The 18,518-nt window shown below is 31.6% G+C and carries 18 protein-coding genes; 4 read left to right on the forward strand and 14 right to left on the reverse strand.

All coding sequences use genetic code 11. The annotated features are described in order from the left end of the window. Positions 1 to 92 precede the first annotated feature (92 nt). Genes coaE through OWM07_RS10460 form a run of 5 tightly spaced genes read right to left on the reverse strand, consistent with a single transcriptional unit; the run spans position 93 to position 3,552 of the window. Positions 93 to 740, reverse strand: a complete 648-nt coding sequence (gene coaE / locus OWM07_RS10440; RefSeq protein WP_423303677.1) for a dephospho-CoA kinase — start codon at positions 738 to 740, stop codon at positions 93 to 95. Further along, a complete protein-coding gene (locus OWM07_RS10445) occupies positions 737 to 988 on the reverse strand; it encodes a YkgJ family cysteine cluster protein (RefSeq protein ID WP_423303678.1) in 252 nt (83 codons plus the stop codon). Before OWM07_RS10445 ends, coaE begins: the two co-directional genes overlap by 4 nt. Next, on the reverse strand, positions 969 to 1,733 hold the full coding sequence (locus OWM07_RS10450) for a fumarylacetoacetate hydrolase family protein (protein WP_423303679.1): 765 nt from the start codon (positions 1,731 to 1,733) through the stop codon (positions 969 to 971). Before OWM07_RS10450 ends, OWM07_RS10445 begins: the two co-directional genes overlap by 20 nt. An 18-nt stretch (positions 1,734 to 1,751) precedes the next feature. Then, complete coding sequence (locus OWM07_RS10455) at positions 1,752 to 2,393, reverse strand: protein-L-isoaspartate(D-aspartate) O-methyltransferase (RefSeq protein WP_423303680.1); 642 nt, start codon at positions 2,391 to 2,393, stop codon at positions 1,752 to 1,754. Further along, a complete protein-coding gene (locus OWM07_RS10460; protein WP_423303681.1) occupies positions 2,383 to 3,552 on the reverse strand; it encodes a nicotinate phosphoribosyltransferase in 1,170 nt (389 codons plus the stop codon). The genes OWM07_RS10455 and OWM07_RS10460 overlap by 11 nt, the downstream gene beginning before the upstream one ends. A gap of 344 nt (positions 3,553 to 3,896) precedes the next feature. Between OWM07_RS10460 and OWM07_RS10465 the strand changes: the two genes are divergently transcribed. Beyond that, a complete protein-coding gene (locus OWM07_RS10465; protein WP_423303682.1) occupies positions 3,897 to 5,036 on the forward strand; it encodes a glycosyltransferase in 1,140 nt (379 codons plus the stop codon). A gap of 12 nt (positions 5,037 to 5,048) precedes the next feature. Continuing rightward, positions 5,049 to 5,984, forward strand: a complete 936-nt coding sequence (locus tag OWM07_RS10470) for a glycoside hydrolase family 130 protein (protein WP_423303683.1) — start codon at positions 5,049 to 5,051, stop codon at positions 5,982 to 5,984. Here the strand turns inward: OWM07_RS10470 and OWM07_RS10475 are convergent. From OWM07_RS10475 to OWM07_RS10510, 8 genes are all read right to left on the reverse strand, one after another. Then, positions 5,981 to 6,697 (reverse strand): Rossmann-like domain-containing protein, encoded by a 717-nt coding sequence (locus OWM07_RS10475; protein WP_423303684.1) that lies wholly within the window; start codon positions 6,695 to 6,697, stop codon positions 5,981 to 5,983. The two genes, OWM07_RS10470 and OWM07_RS10475, sit on opposite strands and share 4 nt — an antisense overlap. Continuing rightward, a complete protein-coding gene (hisE, locus tag OWM07_RS10480) occupies positions 6,694 to 6,978 on the reverse strand; it encodes a phosphoribosyl-ATP diphosphatase (protein WP_423303686.1) in 285 nt (94 codons plus the stop codon). Before hisE ends, OWM07_RS10475 begins: the two co-directional genes overlap by 4 nt. Before the next feature lie 12 nt (positions 6,979 to 6,990). Continuing rightward, positions 6,991 to 7,752 (reverse strand): imidazole glycerol phosphate synthase subunit HisF, encoded by a 762-nt coding sequence (gene hisF, locus OWM07_RS10485; protein WP_423303687.1) that lies wholly within the window; start codon positions 7,750 to 7,752, stop codon positions 6,991 to 6,993. Positions 7,753 to 7,761: 9 nt separating this feature from the next. After that, the gene (locus OWM07_RS10490; protein ID WP_423303688.1) at positions 7,762 to 8,175 is read right to left on the reverse strand and encodes an HIT family protein; all 414 of its coding nucleotides are present in this window, start codon (positions 8,173 to 8,175) and stop codon (positions 7,762 to 7,764) included. A 71-nt stretch (positions 8,176 to 8,246) separates the two neighbouring features. Further along, positions 8,247 to 11,333, reverse strand: coding sequence for an efflux RND transporter permease subunit (locus tag OWM07_RS10495; protein ID WP_423303689.1), 3,087 nt, complete (start codon positions 11,331 to 11,333; stop codon positions 8,247 to 8,249). Beyond that, the gene (locus OWM07_RS10500) at positions 11,333 to 12,487 is read right to left on the reverse strand and encodes an efflux RND transporter periplasmic adaptor subunit (protein ID WP_423303691.1); all 1,155 of its coding nucleotides are present in this window, start codon (positions 12,485 to 12,487) and stop codon (positions 11,333 to 11,335) included. The genes OWM07_RS10495 and OWM07_RS10500 overlap by 1 nt, the downstream gene beginning before the upstream one ends. Further along, positions 12,471 to 13,856 carry a TolC family protein gene (locus OWM07_RS10505; RefSeq protein WP_423303708.1) on the reverse strand — a complete coding sequence of 462 codons (1,386 nt, stop codon included), beginning with the start codon at positions 13,854 to 13,856 and terminating at the stop codon, positions 12,471 to 12,473. Before OWM07_RS10505 ends, OWM07_RS10500 begins: the two co-directional genes overlap by 17 nt. Beyond that, complete coding sequence (locus OWM07_RS10510) at positions 13,856 to 14,479, reverse strand: TetR/AcrR family transcriptional regulator (RefSeq protein ID WP_423303692.1); 624 nt, start codon at positions 14,477 to 14,479, stop codon at positions 13,856 to 13,858. Before OWM07_RS10510 ends, OWM07_RS10505 begins: the two co-directional genes overlap by 1 nt. A gap of 130 nt (positions 14,480 to 14,609) precedes the next feature. On the opposite strand from OWM07_RS10510, the gene OWM07_RS10515 reads away from it, so the two are divergent. After that, positions 14,610 to 15,977, forward strand: coding sequence for a TIGR01777 family oxidoreductase (locus OWM07_RS10515; RefSeq protein ID WP_423303693.1), 1,368 nt, complete (start codon positions 14,610 to 14,612; stop codon positions 15,975 to 15,977). A 156-nt stretch (positions 15,978 to 16,133) separates the two neighbouring features. Here OWM07_RS10515 and hcp read toward each other — a convergent pair whose 3' ends face one another. Further along, complete coding sequence (hcp, locus tag OWM07_RS10520; RefSeq protein WP_423303694.1) at positions 16,134 to 17,765, reverse strand: hydroxylamine reductase; 1,632 nt, start codon at positions 17,763 to 17,765, stop codon at positions 16,134 to 16,136. Between the two features lie 123 nt (positions 17,766 to 17,888). On the opposite strand from hcp, the gene OWM07_RS10525 reads away from it, so the two are divergent. Continuing rightward, positions 17,889 to 18,503 carry a LysE/ArgO family amino acid transporter gene (locus OWM07_RS10525; protein ID WP_423303695.1) on the forward strand — a complete coding sequence of 205 codons (615 nt, stop codon included), beginning with the start codon at positions 17,889 to 17,891 and terminating at the stop codon, positions 18,501 to 18,503. Positions 18,504 to 18,518: the final 15 nt, after the last annotated feature.

Consider the following 18,518-nt stretch of genomic DNA (forward strand, 5'->3'; position numbering starts at 1 on the left):
TAAACATATAAATCCTCCTGTTTGTTCTTTAGTTAACATATTTTCAGGAGGATTTACACAGTTTTAGTTACAGAGCCATACCCTCTCTTCTTTCATAAAAAATCTATTTTCATTTTTTTAAGTTGTCTTTTGGTATATTGATATATCTTTATTGCGTTGTAAATTCTGCTAACCTCACTTTTTAAATAATCTAAATCTTTTGTATTATTTATAATGAAATTTGCATATCTCAATTTTTCTTCATAAGGCATTTGCGCTGAAATAATTTTATTTGCAAGCTCAATATCCACATTATCACGCTTTAATAATCGAATTAATTGGCTTTCATAATCTACATAAACAACAATCACAGCATCAAATCGTGTATAAGTTTTCTTTTCAATAATTAAAGCTGCCTGCGTTATAATTATAGCCTTATCATCCTTTGCTTTAATTTCTGATACTTTTTTCTGTTCTGTTTCAATAATTGCTGGATGTACAATTTGTTCTAATTGTAATCTCTTTTCATCATTATTAAAAACGATCTCTTTTAATTTCCCTCTATCAATTTCACCATTTTCCAGTAAAATATGTCCACCAAAAGTTTCAACAATTTGTTGATAAGCTACCCCACCTTTTTTCATTACTTCTCTACTAATTTCATCTGCATCAATAGTATAGCAGCCCAATTCTTCAAAAAACTTTGCAGCAGTACTTTTCCCTGAAGCTATATTCCCAGTCAATCCAAAATAAAAACTCATTCTACACCATAAATCTTTTTCAATACCTTTATTTTATCTTCAAAACACAAAGTAGAAATCAAAACACAAATTTCGTCTGGCTGAAAATCTCTACAAACTTTAGGTCGATCTTTATAAATAGCACATTTTCCATCATCTCTAAGATGATTACATTTACATAATGCGGGTTTCTTTAATGTGGATATATCAAAAAAATAGCAGCAAGCACCACACTGGAAACAATCTATTTTATTTTTCTTTTGAGACATAATTTCTAAGCTTTCCGACCCCTTCTACCTCAACCTCTACAACATCACCAGATTTTAACTCCCCAACACCTTCAGGTGTACCCGTTGCAATAATATCTCCTGGATAGAGAGTCATAATATTTGATATAAACGATATTAAATAAGGGACTTTAAATATCATATCTTTTGTGTTTCCATTCTGCCTCAATTCACCATTTACATAGCTTCTAACATAAAGATTATCAAAATCTTCAAAATCTGTCTCAATATAAGGACCAAACGGTGCAAAAGTGTCAAAAGATTTTGCCCTTGTAAATTTCCCCTCTTTTTTCTGAATATCCCTTGCTGTGATATCATTAAAACATGTATACCCTAAAACATACTCAAGAGCCTCCTCTTCTGAAACCCCTTTACACCTTTTCTTAATTACTATAGCAAGCTCTGCCTCATAATCTACTCTATTTGATTGCTCTGGATATACTATCAACCCCTCATGGCTATTAATAGCTGAATTTGGCTTTAAAAAAATCAATGGCTCCGATGGGACTTCGTTTCCAAGCTCCTTTGCATGATCAGCATAATTACGACCAATACAAACAATCTTGGAAGGGATTACAGGTGGTAAAAAATGCACCTCATCAAGCTCATAAACTTCATCCGTTATGGTATAATTATCAAAAAAGGTTCCTAAAATTCGTTTTATCTTTCCATCTACTAATACCCCTTTTTTTTCCACTTCCCCTGTTTTAAATCTCAAAAGTTTCATAAAATACCCCCTTAAAATTTATTTGAACCCTTTTTTCCCTCTTAAAGGTACAAAAACACAAGCAAAATAATCCTCTGATACTATATTATCTTCATTTAGCTTGATATATCTTTTTAACCATTGAGTAAATCTATCCCCTTCAGGAACAACAAGATATCCACCCACCTTCAATTGTTCAAAAAGTTCCTCTGGCACACTTTCTGTTGCAGCTGTAATAATTATTTTGTCATAAGGAGCATAATCTTTTAATCCAACACTGCCATCACCTAAAATAACGGTAACATTTTTTATACCTGCCTTTTCTAAATTGCTTTTTGCAAACTCAACAAGTTCAGGGATTATCTCTACTGTATAAACATGTTTACAAAGTTTTGATGCAATTGCCGCTTGATAACCAGATCCTGTACCAATTTCAAGTAAAATATCATCCTCATTTAAATCAAGCAGTTCTGTCATCTTTGCTACCATATAAGGCTGCGATATAGTCTGTCCGTAGCCGATAGGAAGTGGTGAATCATCGTAGGCTCTATCTTTATATTCTTCTAAAACAAATAACTCTCTTGGAACATTTAAAAAAGCATCAAGAACCCTTTTATCCTTAACATCTCTACCTTGAAGCTGCTCTTTAACCATCAACATTCTTTTAAATTCAAATGACATATATCCCCTTTTTTATCCTATCAAACTGAGAAACTACACGATTTTTGATAGATTCAATATCCTCTTCCCACAAAATTTTCCCATTCTCCATTACCTTTTTTGTAATCATTACCATTTTGTTTCCACAATCACAGAAAATTTCATCATCACTTTTTACACTAAATCTTTGATTTAAACAGTTTTCACACTGATATGCATATTTAAATCCAGACATTTTACCTTTTTTACTCAATGGCTTACCATCAATCTCAACAATATCCATTGAAAAATCCATAACTTTTGCATTGGAAATACTTGTACCTACTCCAAAACCATCAATTACAGATTTGAGCTCTATAATAGCTTTTTCATCAAGGCCACCACTAGCAAAAAGCTTTACATGATTAAAACCTCTTATATCGAGCTCCCATCTAATCTCTTCTGCAATTTTTTTCAAATTTCCTCTTCGAGAGCCAGGGGTATCAAGCCTAATACCATAGAGTTTATCCTTTAAATATTCAGCAACCCTCAAAGATTCAAATCTCTCATCACCAAAAGTATCTATTAACGCAATTCTTTTAACATTTTCATCAATAACAGCATCATATAGTTTCATAGTTTCAAGGGTATCACCAACTTGAATTATCAAAGCATGAGGAATTGTTCCAGATGCTTTTTTACCAATTAATTTTTCAGCAAAAACAACAGAAAAACCATCACATCCACCAATATATGCGTATTTATCAACCATACCAGAAATTGCAGGATGGACTCTTCTTGCACCGAAAGATAAGACAATTTTGTCGCCAGCTGCTATTTTACATTTTGCAGCCTTTGTAGAAATCCCAGAAGAGTGACATAAAAATCCTAAAATAGCTGTCTCATAAATACCAAAATCAAGGTAATTCCCAACAATCGTCATTACTGGAGTATTTTCAAAAAAAATATTCCCTTCTGGTATAGCATAAACATCAACAGGTTTATTTTCTAATAATTTTAACACATTAGTAAGCCCTGTAAAAATACCAAAAGGGTACTCTGCAGGCATCCCTTTTTGAGCAACTTCCATGGTAACTTTTTTATTTATATTATTTTTCTTTAGCACTTCTTCAGTTCTTATAAAATATACATCCGTTGTAAGCCCTTTTAAAATCTCCTCTTTTGTAGGCAGATCAAACATTACACCCCTCTCATTTGCATTTTTTATAAATTGAGTTGCACAATAATAATAGCTTAAGCACCTCAGATTGCGTCGCTGACGCTCTCAATGACGGAATTTTAAAGTCATTGCGAGGCAACAAATGTTGCCGAAGCAATCTCAAAGCTACATTTATATCAAAAAATTGTTCCATTGTGCAACAGCCTCAAAATATATGTCCCATATAACCTGACTAACTCATTATATTATTAATTACATTGATCTACAAGTAAATTTATTTTTTTAAATGAATATTGATTTTTTATAAATTGAAAATTATTTTATTCACTGTCAATTTATAAATTCCGCTTAACTTGGAGGATAAAATGAGAATAGGATTTATCTCATCTTATTCGCCGGTGGAATGCGGAATAGCCACATATACACAGTATCTTACGGATGAGCTTAGAAAAAAATGGGTTGATACATATATTGTTTCCCATTATGGCTCTCAAGGAAAAAATGTTTTTCCAGCCTTTGATTATGATGACCCCGATTTTGCCAATAAAACCTTTTCCATGATGATGAGATTTACCCCAGATATAGTTCATATCCAGCATGAATTTGGCTTATACAGCGGAAAGTTTGGGCTCAACATTATACCTTTAATCTTAAATTTTAGATTAACTGATATACCAGTAATTACAACACTACACACCGTTTATAAAGATATGCCTAAAGAGCATAAAATCATTACTGATGCAATAATTAGAAACAGCACCAAAGTAATTGTCCATGAAAATTATCAAAAAGATACTTTATTAAATGTCATTGATAAAAGTTTTGAAGATAAAATTGCAGTTATTCCACACGGAGCAAGAGTTATAAAAGAAATAGATAATGCTAAAAAAATCTTAAATTTACCTGATAATTCTATAGTGTTAACTCAAATAGGTTATTTCAGGCCTTCAAAAAATTTTGAAACTACAATAGATATCTTCAATAAATTAGCTGATAAATACGATAATATCCTATTAGTTATAGCAGGAAAAATCAGAGGGATAGAGCACAGAGAATATCGAAACATTATTTTCAAAAAAATAGAAGAATCACCCTTTAAAAAAAGAATCTATCTTATCAGAGGTCAACTTTCACAATCCTCATTTGATACAGTAATTTCGGCTTCAGATATAATCATTTTGCCATATAAAATAAACTCACAAAGTGGGATACTTGCCCATTGTCTTGCCTTTGGAAAACCTGTTGTTTCAAGTGCAACCCTTTCTATGGTGCAGACTTTTGAAAAATCCAAATCAGGTTTTGCTTGTAATACTCTTGAAGAATATATAGAAAAAACAGCTGCTTTAATAGAGGATGAAAGTTTAAGAAAAACTATGTCAATCAATGCAAAAAATTATGTAAAAAATGAAATATCATGGAATATAATTGCAAATAAGCATATTGAACTTTATCAAAAACTTACAAAAGTAAGTATAAATTTAGACAATATAATAACATTAGATTAAGGGGAGGGTATAATGAGTAAATTTGATATTTTCATAAGGGATAAAAATAACCCAATTATTACTAGGGAAGATATCCCTTATAGATGTAACACCGTGTTTAATGCTGCTGCAACTGAATTTAATGATGAAATTTTACTTTTATTAAGAGTTGAAGACATTGATGGACACAGCCATCTCACTTTGGCAAGATCAAAAGATGGTGTAAATTTTACTGTTGATGAAAAACCATGGATTACACCCAGTAATGATGAAAAGTATGCAATTTACGAAAAATATGGTGTCGAAGACCCAAGAATAACTAAAATAGATGATACATATTACATAACCTATGTAGCTTTTGGACCTTATGGACCAAGAGTAGGTATCGGTTATACCAAAGACTTTAAAGAGTTTACCAGGATAGGCTTTGCAACAGTTACAGATGATAAAGACGCAGTCCTATTTCCACAAAAAATCAATGGGAAATATTACCTCATCAACAGGCCTGGTGGAATGGCAGGAGCTGGTGGTACAATATGGATTTCAGAGTCAAAAGATCTGATTTATTGGGGGAATGCAAAAGCAATACTTTCTCCTGAACCAGGTTGGGGTAATTATAAGCTGGGAGCTTCAACTCCACCTATTTTGACTGAAAAAGGTTGGTTACTACTTTATCATGGAGTTAGAAAAACAGCTGGAGGAAATCTTTATAGAGTTGGAGCAATGCTTTTAGATTATGAAAAACCTTGGAAATTAATAAGCTATACACCCCATTTTATATTTGCCCCTAGGGAGTTTTATGAAAGGGTTGGAGATGTCCCAAATGTTGTATTCCCTTGTGGATGGATTCAAAAAGGTGATGAACTGTTAGTTTATTATGGAGCAGCAGATACTTCTATATGTTTAGCACGAACAACTGTTGATAAAATATTAGAAAACTGTACCGCAACACCCAAAATCTGTTTTTAAAGCGCTTGTAGCCATCTCTTTTCAATGAAGGGTTTCACCCCCTTCATCCCTGCACCTTTTGAAACAGCATCCATAATCTCATCACTTTTTACAAAACTACCAGCAATATTTGCAAATTTTGCAAGCTCATTTGATAAAGGTGTTGTAGGCCCCATCAAAATTTTTATAGATGAATCGTTACAATAACATAAAAAATCTTCTGTGGTTTTATTTACCAATGTCGTACCAGATATAATCACCACATCACAAGCTGGAAGATAAAACTTAGCCATATTAGGAGGTATAACACCAGGCAAATCTTTTAATTCAAAGATAAATAATTCATCTACAATATCTTTAATTTTTTCAATAACTGGTTTAAAAAATCCTACAATTGCAACCTTCTTATTATTAAAATCTATCCTTTCAAAAATATCAACATTATCAACTTCTCCATTATCAAGACACGAGTTAATTGTAGCAAGGCCAATAGCTGATTCTAATATGTCAACACTGAAAAAAAGTCTTGCAATCTCTTTTGCTGGCTCACCTTTAAGATTTCTATTTAGGATATTGCAACCACCACCAATTTCATTTCTAAAGGTATAAGCAAGACCAACCCCTGCCTCAGTTTTCACAGCTACATAGCTTAAGCCAAGGACATAATCTAAAATAGTGAGATTTTCTAATTTATTTTCGACTTCTTCAAAAATAAGATGGCTCAAAAGCTTCACTTATGACGCCTTTCAAGCTCACTTAATACATCTTCAAATTTGATATCTTTATACTCCAAAGCAACAAAAAAATGATATAATAAATCTACAAACTCGCTTAAGATTCTCTCATCACTCTCTTTCAAATAAGCTTTTAAAAACTCTGCAAACTCCTCACCAAGTTTTTTTACAATCTTATTTTCACCAGCATCAAAAAGTGAATTGGTATAAGAGCCCTCTTTTGGATTTAACTTCCTATCTCTAATAGTTTCAATCAATTTCTCTAATATACTTAAATTCATTTAAACCCCTTTTTATAGTCTAACAGCTACACCATGTTTTTTAAGAAACTCTTTAACCTCTTTTATTGAATACTCTTTATAATGAAATATAGAAGCTGCTAAGGCTGCATCCGCTTTCCCTTTGGTTAATCCTTCTAAAATATGCTCTAAATTGCCCACACCACCTGATGCAATAACAGGTATTTCCACAGCCTCAGCCACTGCTCTCGTCAGCTCTATATCGTACCCCTCTTTTGTCCCATCCATATCCATACTGGTAAGTAGTATCTCACCAGCACCATAAAGCTCCATCCTTTTTGCCCATTCTATAGCATCTATACCTGTGGGAGTTCTGCCACCATGGATATAAACTTCCCATCCAGAACCATCTGGTTTCCTTTTAGCATCTATAGCAACCACTATACATTGAGAACCAAAAACACTTGATGCTTCTCTTACAAAATCAGGATTTTTTACTGCAGCAGAGTTAATAGAAACCTTATCAGCACCAGCTTTCAAAAGATTTCTGATATCCTCAATAGTCCTTACTCCACCACCAACAGTTAGTGGAATAAAAACCTGCTCAGCAGTCTTTTTAACAACATCTATAATTATCCCTCTGTTTTCAGCACTAGCAGTAATATCAAGAAAAGTAATCTCATCTGCACCTTCCAAATTATACTGCTTTGCCACCTCTACTGGATCACCAGCATCTTTTAAATTTACAAACTTTGTCCCTTTTACGACCCTACCATCCTTTACATCAAGACAGGGGATTATCCGTTTTGCAAGCATCTTTAACCTTTATTTGAGTTTATCAGCTATTTTTTTAGCAAATTCTGCCATCTGCTCATTTGATTCATATTGCTTATGCTTAATAGCAAATCTAATCCCATCATTTTCATATCTAGGAATTAAATGGATATGTGAATGAAAAACCTCTTGTCCACCTGCTGGCTCATTATTTTGTACAATATTTAAGCCATCACAGTTTAATGCCGATTTTATTGCATTTGCAAGCTTAACCAATACTGGATAAATTTTTTCACCTATTTCCTTATCTGTGTCATAAATATTTCTAAAATGCTTTTTAGGTATTAACAATGTGTGCCCAAGATGAACTGGCCTGATATCAAGAATAGCTATAAAATCATCATCTTCATAAACCTTTGCTGATGGTATTTCTCCAGCAATTATACTACAAAATATACAATCCATCTCCCACCTCTAAAAATTTAATCTTTATATAAATTTTTTATAAGCTTTTGTAAGAAAATTCAACCTTTTGTTTAAAACAGTTTTTTAGCAATACCAATTGCATCCTCTATAATTACATAAAGTCCAGGCACCAAAATCAGAACTATAAAAGTAGTAAAAAGTATCCCAAACCCCAAAGATATAGCCATCGGTATTAAAAACCTTGCTTGAACAGAAGTCTCAAAAATCATCGGCATCAATCCAAAAAAGGTCGTGAGAGTAGTAAGTAAAATAGGTCTAAATCTTTTTAGCCCAGCTTCATATATTGCATCATGAAAGGTGGCATTTTCCTCTCTTCTTTTTCTATTTGCAAAATCTATCAAAACAAGAGAATCGTTTATTACCACACCAGAAAGAGCAACAATACCGAACATACTGATTAAGTTGAGATCATACCCAAGTAAAATATGCCCAACAATAGCACCTATTATCCCAAAAGGGATAACAGTCATAATTATCAATGGTTGAAAATAACTTTTAAAAGGGATAGCAAGCATAACATAAATCACCATTAGAGCTACAAACAAACCTTTAAATAAAGCTGACATGCTATCTCTCATATCAGATTGTTTCCCCTCAAAGCTATAGTTTAAACCGGGGAACTTCCTTTGCAGCTCAGGCAAAAATTCACTTTTCACCACTTCTAATATCTTATTTGTTTGATTTTCAGGGGTCACATTTGCTGTTACATTGATAATCCTTCTAAAATTTCTCCTATCTATTGTAGTATAAGACCTACCTCTTTTAATCTCAGCTATCTCTTTCAATGGCACTTTAGAACCGTTTGGCAAATCAACCAAAAATGTTTTGAAAAAATATTCAAAATCCCTCTCTTTTGCATCAGCTTTTACCATAATCTTTACTTCATCTGTACCTCTTAAAAACCTTTTAGCCTCAGCTCCATAATAGTAGTTTCTAAGCTGTCTTGCCAGATATGTAGAATCAATACCAAGAGCCTTCCCTTTGTCATTTAATTTTATATCAAATTGCAATTTCCCGTCAGCAAAACCTTCATCGATATCTGATATACTGTTAAAAGTTGCAAGATAATTTGCAAGCTCTTTACTTGCAGCTCTTAAAGTTTCGATATTTCTATGTTGTAATTCAACTGTCAAAGAAGCACCATGACCTGGGCCACCAAAATCAGAGAAAAATTTAATTGTTTTTACCCCTGTTAAATCTTTAGACTCATTTCTCCATAAATTTGTAAATTTTGTTGTTGTTATCGGTCTTACTTCTGGATCTGTTAAATAAACCTGTATAAAGCCACTATTATTATTTATATTTGTCAAAATACCTTGAGCAAGCTTATCACCACCATTTTCTTCAATAATTTTTTTAGCCTTTTCAGTTAGAAACTCTGCCACTCTTAATGTATCAAACACACTGCTTTCCACTGGCAAAACAAACTTAACATAGGCAAAATCTGATTCCACCTTTGGGAAAAAGACTATCCCTATTCTACCACTTTTAACAAAACTAATAGCAACAATTAATACCATCAAAGAAAAAACAAAAGTTACATATCTAAATTTTATACAAAATTTCAAAATAGGACCATATACAGAGTGAATAAATTTTAAAATATACTTACTGATGGTTTGCTGAATCTTATTTATCATTTTTAAAATCAACATTGGTTCTTCTTTTTGATGCCCTATATGAGAAGGTAAAATCAATAAACTTTCTAAAAGTGAAATAGTAAAAACAGAAACCACAATAACAGGTATAATTCTAAATATCTTACCCATTACTCCTGGAACAAAATACAACGGTAAAAATGCCACCATATTTGTCAAAACACTAAAGACCACAGGTACCATTACTTCTCTACCACCAATCAACGCAGCTTTTTTAAAAGGCAACCCCTGCTGTCTGTACCTGTATATATTTTCACCTACAACTATGGCATCATCCACAACTATACCAAGACATATAATAAAAGCAAAAAGTGATACCATATTTATAGACACATCAAATTGAGGAAATAACAACATAGAACCAAGAAAAGAGATAGGTATCCCAAGCATCACCCAGAAAGCAAGCCTTATCTCCAAAAACAAAGCTAACAAGGAAAAAACAAGAATTAGACCAAGTTTTGCATTTCTCAAAAGCAAATCAATTCGTTGAGCAAATACTTTTGACCTATCATTAACATAGTCGGTGTATAAACCTGGTGGTAATTCATCATTTATCTCTTTAATAAACTTCTTTACAGTTTCTGCTATTTTTATCGGCTTTTGATCACCAGCCCTATAAACTCTAATACCAATAGCTGGTAAATCATTATATTTTAAAAAAGTATTAGTCTCTTCAAAATTATCAGAAATTTCTGCTATTTCACCAAGTGTTATCGCCCTTCCATAATCACTTAAAATAATCGGAATATCTTTTAAATCTTTGCCATATTCCCTTCTTTCCGTTACTCTGATTAGGATATCCCCTTTTGCTGTTTCAATTTTACCAGCTGGTAATTCGAGATTGTAATTTTTTATTTTATTTGCAACATCAGAAATTGTAAGATTATATTTTCTTAAACTATCTCTATCTAAATCAATCTTTATTTCATAAGGTTTTTCGCCTAACAGTTCTACGCTGCTTATATTTTTATATTGAAGTAATCTATCTTTAATATTATCAGCCCATTCCCTCAAAACTTTTTCATCTTGGTTACCATATAAAATCAGCGTAATTACTTCTCTTTTCCTAGATGGGATATAAACTTTAGGCTCTTCCGCATCTTCAGGAAAAGTAGTAATCCTATCTATTTCACTTTTTACATCCTGATAAAGCTGGTTAATATCTGCATCAAGTGTGGCCTCAATTACAACTTGCCCTACCCCTTCATTAGCTGTAGATGTAACTTTTTTTATCCCATCAAGTCCATCCACCGCTTCTTCTATCGGAAGCAAAATCCCCTTTTCAATTTCCTCTGGGCTTGCTCCAGGATATGCAACTTCTACAATTACCGAATCTATTGTAAATTCAGGGAAAACTTCCTGTTTTATTTGAGTGCTCCAGTAGAGCCCACCAACTATGAGGAAAATCATAAGGATATTTGCTGCAACTGGATTATCAATAAACCAGCCGATAACACCCTTTTTCATACCATTTGCCATTAATCTACCCTATTAATAACTTTTACTGGCAACCCTTCTACTACAGATGAAAGGTTTGTAACGATTATCTGAGAATTTTCGTCAATATCGTTGGTATAAACATATTTTTCATCTTCAAATAAAATATTTATTTTCTTCAAATGTAACTTATTATCTTTTACAATCCATACAAATTCATCTTCCCTTACAACCCTTTCAGGAAGTCTAACAATACCTTTCAACTCTTTACCTATCAAATCAAAAGTTACATAGTCATACAAAAAGATGTTTGGGTTAAAATTATCTATTTTTAAAATTACTTTTAAAAGTAACCCTTTTTCATCCAATGCTTTTTCTAATTTAAATAATTTAGCATCAATTTTTTCCCCATCATTATAAACAACTGCATTTATATTTTTATTAATATCTAAATATTTCAAATCAGCCTTTGTAATATTTCCTCTTACATAAACCATGTCTGCATCAATTATATCTGCAATTTTTACACCACTGTTTACATACCCGCCCACATCAATATATTTTTTCAAGATATAACAGTTAAAAGGGGCTCTAATTACTGTTCTTTCCAAATCAAGTTTAGCTTGCTTTATATTTTCCTCTGCTATTTTTATATTCTCTTCGATTTTTTTAATATAAGGCTCTCGTTTTAAAACATACAAAGATTCATTATCTATATTTTTTATAAAATCTTTAGCTGAGTTTAGCTCTTTTAGAGCTCTGTTTCTTTTTGATTTTTCTAAAATCAGATCCTCTTTTAACGAATTTAGATTAGCAAGCTCTTTATTTAATCTTATCTTATAATCAGTATCATCAATTTTGATTAATGTTTCCCCTTTTTTGATAAATCCACCTTCTATCAAATTTTGATTCACATATACAACTTTCCCGCTTACCTCAGGAACAATGGAGACTTCTTTTGCTGGATAAACTCTGCCAAAACCTTTTATTATATAATTTGTATCAACTTTTTCACCTTTGGTAACTTCTACATTTACAAAAATCTGTTTAGGCTTTTTTCTCTTTGCAACCTTTTTTGTTTTAATCAGATACTTTGATAAACTTAAACCACCAAAGATAATAACAACTATCAAAATAAAAGATAAGATTCTTTGCAATACAGTTTTTTTGTAATAACCATTACTGTTCTTTTCCATTTTTAACCTCTTTGTAATATCTCCCACCTAATGCTTTATAAAAACTCACAAGACTTTCTAAATAGCTCAACTTTTTATCGATAAGATCAAGTTTATAATCGATAAGTTTTAATTCTTCAGAAATCAAATCTATCAAGCTATTTTCGCCAGATAGATATTTTAACTTTATCAATTGATACTGTTTTTCCTCTTTCTGTAAATTTTTCTTTGTAGTCTCAAGCTGACTTAATGAATTAGAAATATTTAAAAAACCATTTTCAATATCAACTACAGCCTGATAAACTGTTTTTTTATAATTTATAAAAGCTTCATCTACTTTTATCTTGTTAATCAATTCATTATATTTCCTTTTATTAAAATCTATCAAAGGGTAAAAAAGATTTGCAGCAATATTTAAGACCCAGTTATCAAATATACTACTTATCTCGTTTGAGCTATACCTGTAAGAAGCTGAAATACTAAAAGTTGGAAATCTCTCTAATCTCGATATTTTATACGCTGCAAAGGATTTCATCAAATTTACTTCGGAAAGTCTTATGTCTGGTCTAAGTCTTATCAACTCTGAAGGGACAGGCGTTTTTATATCAAAATTAACTTCAGGTAGTATTCTATCTTTTAGTTCTACATTAATATTATTATAACCTAATAAAATTTTTATCCTATTTTCATAAATGTTTTTGTTATTTTTTAATAATTTAATTGTGTTTTCAGTAGAAATTATTTGCTGATCGATCAAAAAAAGCTCTTTTAAACTAACTTCCCCAGAGAAGTATTTATTTTCTAATAATCTCTTTTGATTTTCCAATAACTTTAATTTTGCGTTTAACAAAGATTCTTTTTCGAAAATAGCTAAAATATTTAACCAATTTGTGGTTATCTCCCCTGCAATAGTATTAAATAGTGCATCAAAATCAAATTTTTTCTCCAATACATTTAGCTCTGTAAGCTTTACCCCTTCTCTAATTTTCCCCCATATATCTATCTCGTATGATGCCGATAAACCTAAATAATAATTGTTTACAGTGACAGCATTAAACCCTTTATTCTTAGTTTTTGTTCTCTCATAGCCTGCATTCAAATCTATTTCAGGAAATAAAGTAGTTCTATCTTTTTTATATTGTAAATTTGCCTCTTCTACTGTTTTTATTGCTAACTTCAAATCAAAGTTATTTTTTTTAGCAATTCTAATCAATTGATTTAAGTCATCTGAACCAAAGCTTTTCCACCACTCTTCATCATATTCTTCAACCCCTTCAATTTTAAATTTATAATCTGCTGGTAAATCAGAATTTTTTAATTTAGGTAATTCTTTTGTGATACAGCCTGTCAAAAGTAAAATAAAAGAAAAATAAAAAAATAAAATTCTCATCACTCAAACCTTTTATAATTTTTTAAGCCAGAAATGCAAAATTTATATATATGATTTATCAACATATCAATTTGTTCTGCGGAATTTTTATTTTTTATAATCTCTTTTTGTGCCAGTGGATTTATTTTTAAAAATAAACATTGACTCATAATACTATAACCCAACAGTTGAATCTTATCTGTGTCATTTATCCCTGTAATACCCTTTATAATATCAAATAAGGTGCTTCTATATTTAGCCTTAATTTCACTTAAAATATCATCGCAAATACCAGTGGAATGCATGGATTCGTGCAAAAAAAGTTGTGGTAAAAATCTTAATTCATCAGTAGCACACCCCCTTTTAACCACTGTCTCAATAAAACGACGCAATTTTTCCTTATATGAGATATCCAAACTGCTTAAATTTAATAAAGGCATCTTATCTTCTGCTACTTCAAAAGCCTTTTTAAATATCTCTCTGTAGAGATTTGCTTTTGAACGAAAGTAATAATTGACTGATGCTATATTTACTCCAGCTTTAGAGCAAATTTCAGCAATTGATGTCTTTTTATAACCTTTTTCAGCGAAAAGCTCCAAAGCTGCAAAAATGATTTTTTCTCTTTTATCTTTTACAACACTCATTTTAAATAATTATTTAAAATACTTATTTAACTTTGTCAACATTTTCATAATACAATAAAGTTTGTATCAAAAATATTATCAAGTGATATAAAAAAATTGACTAATAAAATTCTGGTATTACGATATGAATATGATTTTAATTAAAAAAAATACCGTTATTAACCATAATATTAAAAAGGTTTTTCGTTATTTTGAAAGACCAGCCATTTTAAAAAGGCTGATACCACCATATAAAAAAATCTCAGTCTTAAAACAAGAGGGGATTTCAGTTGATTCTATAACAGAATTACAAATCAAAGAATTTCTTTTTAAATTAAAATGGGTATCAAAACATATTGATTACAAGGAATACGAATATTTTGCCGACAAACAGATCAAAGGGCCATTTAAAGAGTTTTTACATTTTCACAAATTTAAAAAAATAGATGATAACAAAACTGAGCTTATTGATGAAATAAAATTTATTCTGCCTTTTGAACCATTTTCTAAACCTTTTAAAAAGTATATTTTAGCAGATTTAGATAAAATGCTAAATTACAGGTATCAAATTATTGAAAACGACCTTGATATAGAAGAAAAATATAAAATAGAGAAAAAAAATATCGTTATTACTGGAAGTTCAGGTGTATTGGGAAACTACTTATTTAATTATTTATCATCCCTTGGGCACAATGTGGTTAGAATTAGACGAGATAAAAAAGACAAAAACTCCATTTTATGGGATTTAAATAACCATTACCTGAGTAGTTGTTTAAACTGCGCTGATATAGTTATACATCTTGCTGGCGAACCGATTTTAGAAGGGAAATGGACTGAGGAGAAAAAAAAGAGAATTATTGAAAGCAGAATTGAAACAACTAAATTTTTAGCAGAAAAAATTTCAAATATGAAAAACCCTCCTGAGTTATTCATCTCGGCATCTGCAATCGGATTTTATGGAAATAGAGGGGACGAAATTTTAACAGAAAACAGTGAAAGTGGTTCAGGATTTTTACCTCTTGTTTGCAAAAGATGGGAAGAAGCTACAAAACCTGCCATGAAAAAAGGGGTTAGAACTGCGATACTAAGAATAGGTGTGACTTTGACTCCTGCAGGTGGTGCGCTTAAAAATTTCTTAGATGTATTTAGATTTAAAATTTCACCAGCTTTTAGTAAAGATGATATATGGCTGAGCTGGGTTTCGCCAGATGACATTGCTTATTCCATCATACATATTATAGCAAATGAAAATCTCTCTGGTCCGATAAATATAGTCTCCCCAAATCCTATTAAAATGAATCAGTTAATTATTCAGCTAAAGGCACTACTTAAACCAAAAATAAACTTAAAAGTCCCAGAAAAATTCATCAAAATCATTTTAAAAGAAAAAGCTGAAGAGATACTTTTTTCAAGTACAAGGGTCTATCCTGAAAAGCTGATTGATTCTGGATTTGAGTTTAAATATCCAAATATTGAAAATGCGTTAAGACATACACTTGGATTTGAGATAAAAGAGTAGTGCCAGAAGACTATCTGGCACTACATAATTTAAATTTTCAGATTGCTTCGCTAGCGCTCGCAATGACAGATTCCCCTGTCATTGCGAGGCAACAAGAGTTGCCGAAGCAATCTCATAACTAATATCGATACCTTAGACTGTTAAACAACATGTCAATTACTTACCTTGCAACATCAACTCAATATCAGTATCTGGATCACCCATAGGTTTAATATCAAAGTTTTCAACAAGCACTTTTGCTACATTTGGTGAAAGAAAAGCTGGCAAAACTGGCCCAAGCCTTATCCCTTTTACACCAAGTGCAAGGAGAGCAAGCAACACTGCAACAGCTTTTTGCTCATACCAAGCAATATCATAAGATATTGGCAATTCATTAATATCATTTAGTCCAAAAGCCTCTTTCAATTTGAGTGCGATATAAGCTAATGAGTAGCTGTCGTTACACTGGCCAGCATCAAGTATTCTTGGGATTCCATCAATATCACCAAGATCAAGCATATTGTATCTATATTTAGCACAACCAGCTGTCAAGATAACAGTATCCTTTGGTAATTTTTTAGCAACTTCAGTATAATATTCGCGAGCTTTTAATCTACCATCACAACCAGCCATTACGATAAATCTTTTAATTTTACCAGATTTAACAGCTTCAATAACTTTATCAGCTACTTGCATAACCTGCTCATGAGCAAAACCGATAGTTATGTATTTACCCTCTTTAGGAGTTAATCCACCCATAGCTTTTGCTTTTTCGATTACAGGGGTAAAATCTTTTGGTTTTCCATCAACCCTATTTGGTATATGAGGAACACCAGGCCATCCAACTAAACCTGTTGTAAAAAGTCTATCAAAGTATGAATCTCTTGGTGGAACAATACAGTTAGTAGTAAACAAAATTGGACCATTAAATTCTGGAAATTCATGAGTTTGGTTATACCAAGCAGTACCAAAATTACCCTTTAAATGTTTATACTTTTTCAACTCTGGATATGCATGAGCTGGAAGCATCTCACCATGCGTATAAACATTTACGCCTGTACCTTCTGTCTGTTTTAAAAGCTCTTCTAAATCAAGAAGGTCATGACCACTCACAAGGATACCTGGCCCTTCATATAAACCAGTGTAAACTTGAGTAATCTCAGGGTTGCCGTATCTTGAAGTATTAGCTTTATCAAGAAGCTCCATAGTCATAACAGCAGTATTACCTGCCTCCATCACAAGGTTAATGAGCTCATCAACAGTAATATCTTTTCTAAGTGTCTCACTTAAGGCAAAATTTACAAAGTCAAAGATTTCATCACTTTTATGTTGCAACACATAAGCATGATCAGCATAAGCAGCAATCCCTTTTAGACCATAAACAAGCAATTCTTTCAATGATCTAATATCCTCATTTGCCTCAGCAAGCACACCAATTGCTGTTCCTTTTGCAAGCATATCATCTTTACCGTTTACTTTAAAGGTTACTGCATCAGGCAGTGCACCTTCAGGTTTTACTTTTTCTAACAAATTATCTCTGATTTCAAGCGCACGATTTACATAATCTACAAACCTTTGTGGGTCAAAGTTTACATTTGTCACTGTTGCAAAAAGAGACTCTAAAACAAACAAAGATGCCTCTTCATCTTTGATCCCTTTCTTTTTACCTTCATTGAGAAGATAACCTATCCCCTTAGTTGCATAAATGAGAAGATCTTGCAAAGTAGCAACTTCATCATTTTTACCACAGACACCTTTTACTGTACAACCTTGTTGTTTTAAAGCTTCACTACACTGATAACAAAACATATAACCACCTCCATTTAGTGTTGTTGATAGCTAATATATAAATTATATTATTATATTCTTTGACCACAGTCAAAAAAATAAATTTTAATAGATAAAAAATTATTTCTAATTTAAAAGATAGCCATGACAGTTGATTTTGCAACATCATTACTCGATGGTTTTAGTTTAGGGCTTTCACTAATTTTAGCCATTGGAGCACAAAATGCCTTTGTAATAAAAAATGGACTATTAAAAAACCATATTTTTATAATCTGTCTGATTTGTGCTTTATCCGATTCTTTACTTATTTTTACTGGCATTTCAGGTATCGGCTATTTGATAGAAAAACACCCTACACTAATAACTTTTACAAAATATTTTGGAGTAATCTTTATTTCATTTTATGGACTTATGAATCTTTATTCTGCTATTAGAAAGAATGAAGCACTCTCTTTAAATAATTATAAAAACCAAACCCTTAAAAAAACTATTTTTATGACATTGGCTTTTACCTTTTTAAACCCACATGTTTATTTAGATACTGTATTATTGTTAGGGTCAATTTCTGCTCAATATGGAAAATATAAATATATTTTTGGTATAGGTGCTTCATTAGCTTCATTTATATTTTTCTATTCTATTGGATATGGCTCCAAACTCTTAGCACCTATACTTACAAAACCAAAAATTTGGAAAATAATAGAATTTTTGATAGGTATTTTGATGCTGTTTATTGCAGCTAAAATTTATTTTATGTGATTGAATTTTTATTTA

Source organism: Deferribacter thermophilus (assembly GCF_049472675.1).
GTDB lineage: Bacteria > Chrysiogenota > Deferribacteres > Deferribacterales > Deferribacteraceae > Deferribacter > Deferribacter thermophilus.

Coding starts and splice junctions, on each gene's coding strand:
- coaE (WP_423303677.1), bottom strand. CDS start 740: ATGAGTTTTTATTTTGGATTGACTGGGAATATAGCTTCAGGGAAAAGT.
- OWM07_RS10445 (WP_423303678.1), bottom strand. CDS start 988: ATGTCTCAAAAGAAAAATAAAATAGATTGTTTCCAGTGTGGTGCTTGC.
- OWM07_RS10450 (WP_423303679.1), bottom strand. CDS start 1,733: ATGAAACTTTTGAGATTTAAAACAGGGGAAGTGGAAAAAAAAGGGGTA.
- OWM07_RS10455 (WP_423303680.1), bottom strand. CDS start 2,393: ATGTCATTTGAATTTAAAAGAATGTTGATGGTTAAAGAGCAGCTTCAA.
- OWM07_RS10460 (WP_423303681.1), bottom strand. CDS start 3,552: ATGTTTGATCTGCCTACAAAAGAGGAGATTTTAAAAGGGCTTACAACG.
- OWM07_RS10465 (WP_423303682.1), top strand. CDS start 3,897: ATGAGAATAGGATTTATCTCATCTTATTCGCCGGTGGAATGCGGAATA.
- OWM07_RS10470 (WP_423303683.1), top strand. CDS start 5,049: ATGAGTAAATTTGATATTTTCATAAGGGATAAAAATAACCCAATTATT.
- hisE (WP_423303686.1), bottom strand. CDS start 6,978: ATGAATTTAAGTATATTAGAGAAATTGATTGAAACTATTAGAGATAGG.
- hisF (WP_423303687.1), bottom strand. CDS start 7,752: ATGCTTGCAAAACGGATAATCCCCTGTCTTGATGTAAAGGATGGTAGG.
- OWM07_RS10490 (WP_423303688.1), bottom strand. CDS start 8,175: ATGGATTGTATATTTTGTAGTATAATTGCTGGAGAAATACCATCAGCA.
- OWM07_RS10495 (WP_423303689.1), bottom strand. CDS start 11,333: ATGGCAAATGGTATGAAAAAGGGTGTTATCGGCTGGTTTATTGATAAT.
- OWM07_RS10500 (WP_423303691.1), bottom strand. CDS start 12,487: ATGGAAAAGAACAGTAATGGTTATTACAAAAAAACTGTATTGCAAAGA.
- OWM07_RS10505 (WP_423303708.1), bottom strand. CDS start 13,856: ATGAGAATTTTATTTTTTTATTTTTCTTTTATTTTACTTTTGACAGGC.
- OWM07_RS10510 (WP_423303692.1), bottom strand. CDS start 14,479: ATGAGTGTTGTAAAAGATAAAAGAGAAAAAATCATTTTTGCAGCTTTG.
- OWM07_RS10515 (WP_423303693.1), top strand. CDS start 14,610: ATGATTTTAATTAAAAAAAATACCGTTATTAACCATAATATTAAAAAG.
- hcp (WP_423303694.1), bottom strand. CDS start 17,765: ATGTTTTGTTATCAGTGTAGTGAAGCTTTAAAACAACAAGGTTGTACA.
- OWM07_RS10525 (WP_423303695.1), top strand. CDS start 17,889: ATGACAGTTGATTTTGCAACATCATTACTCGATGGTTTTAGTTTAGGG.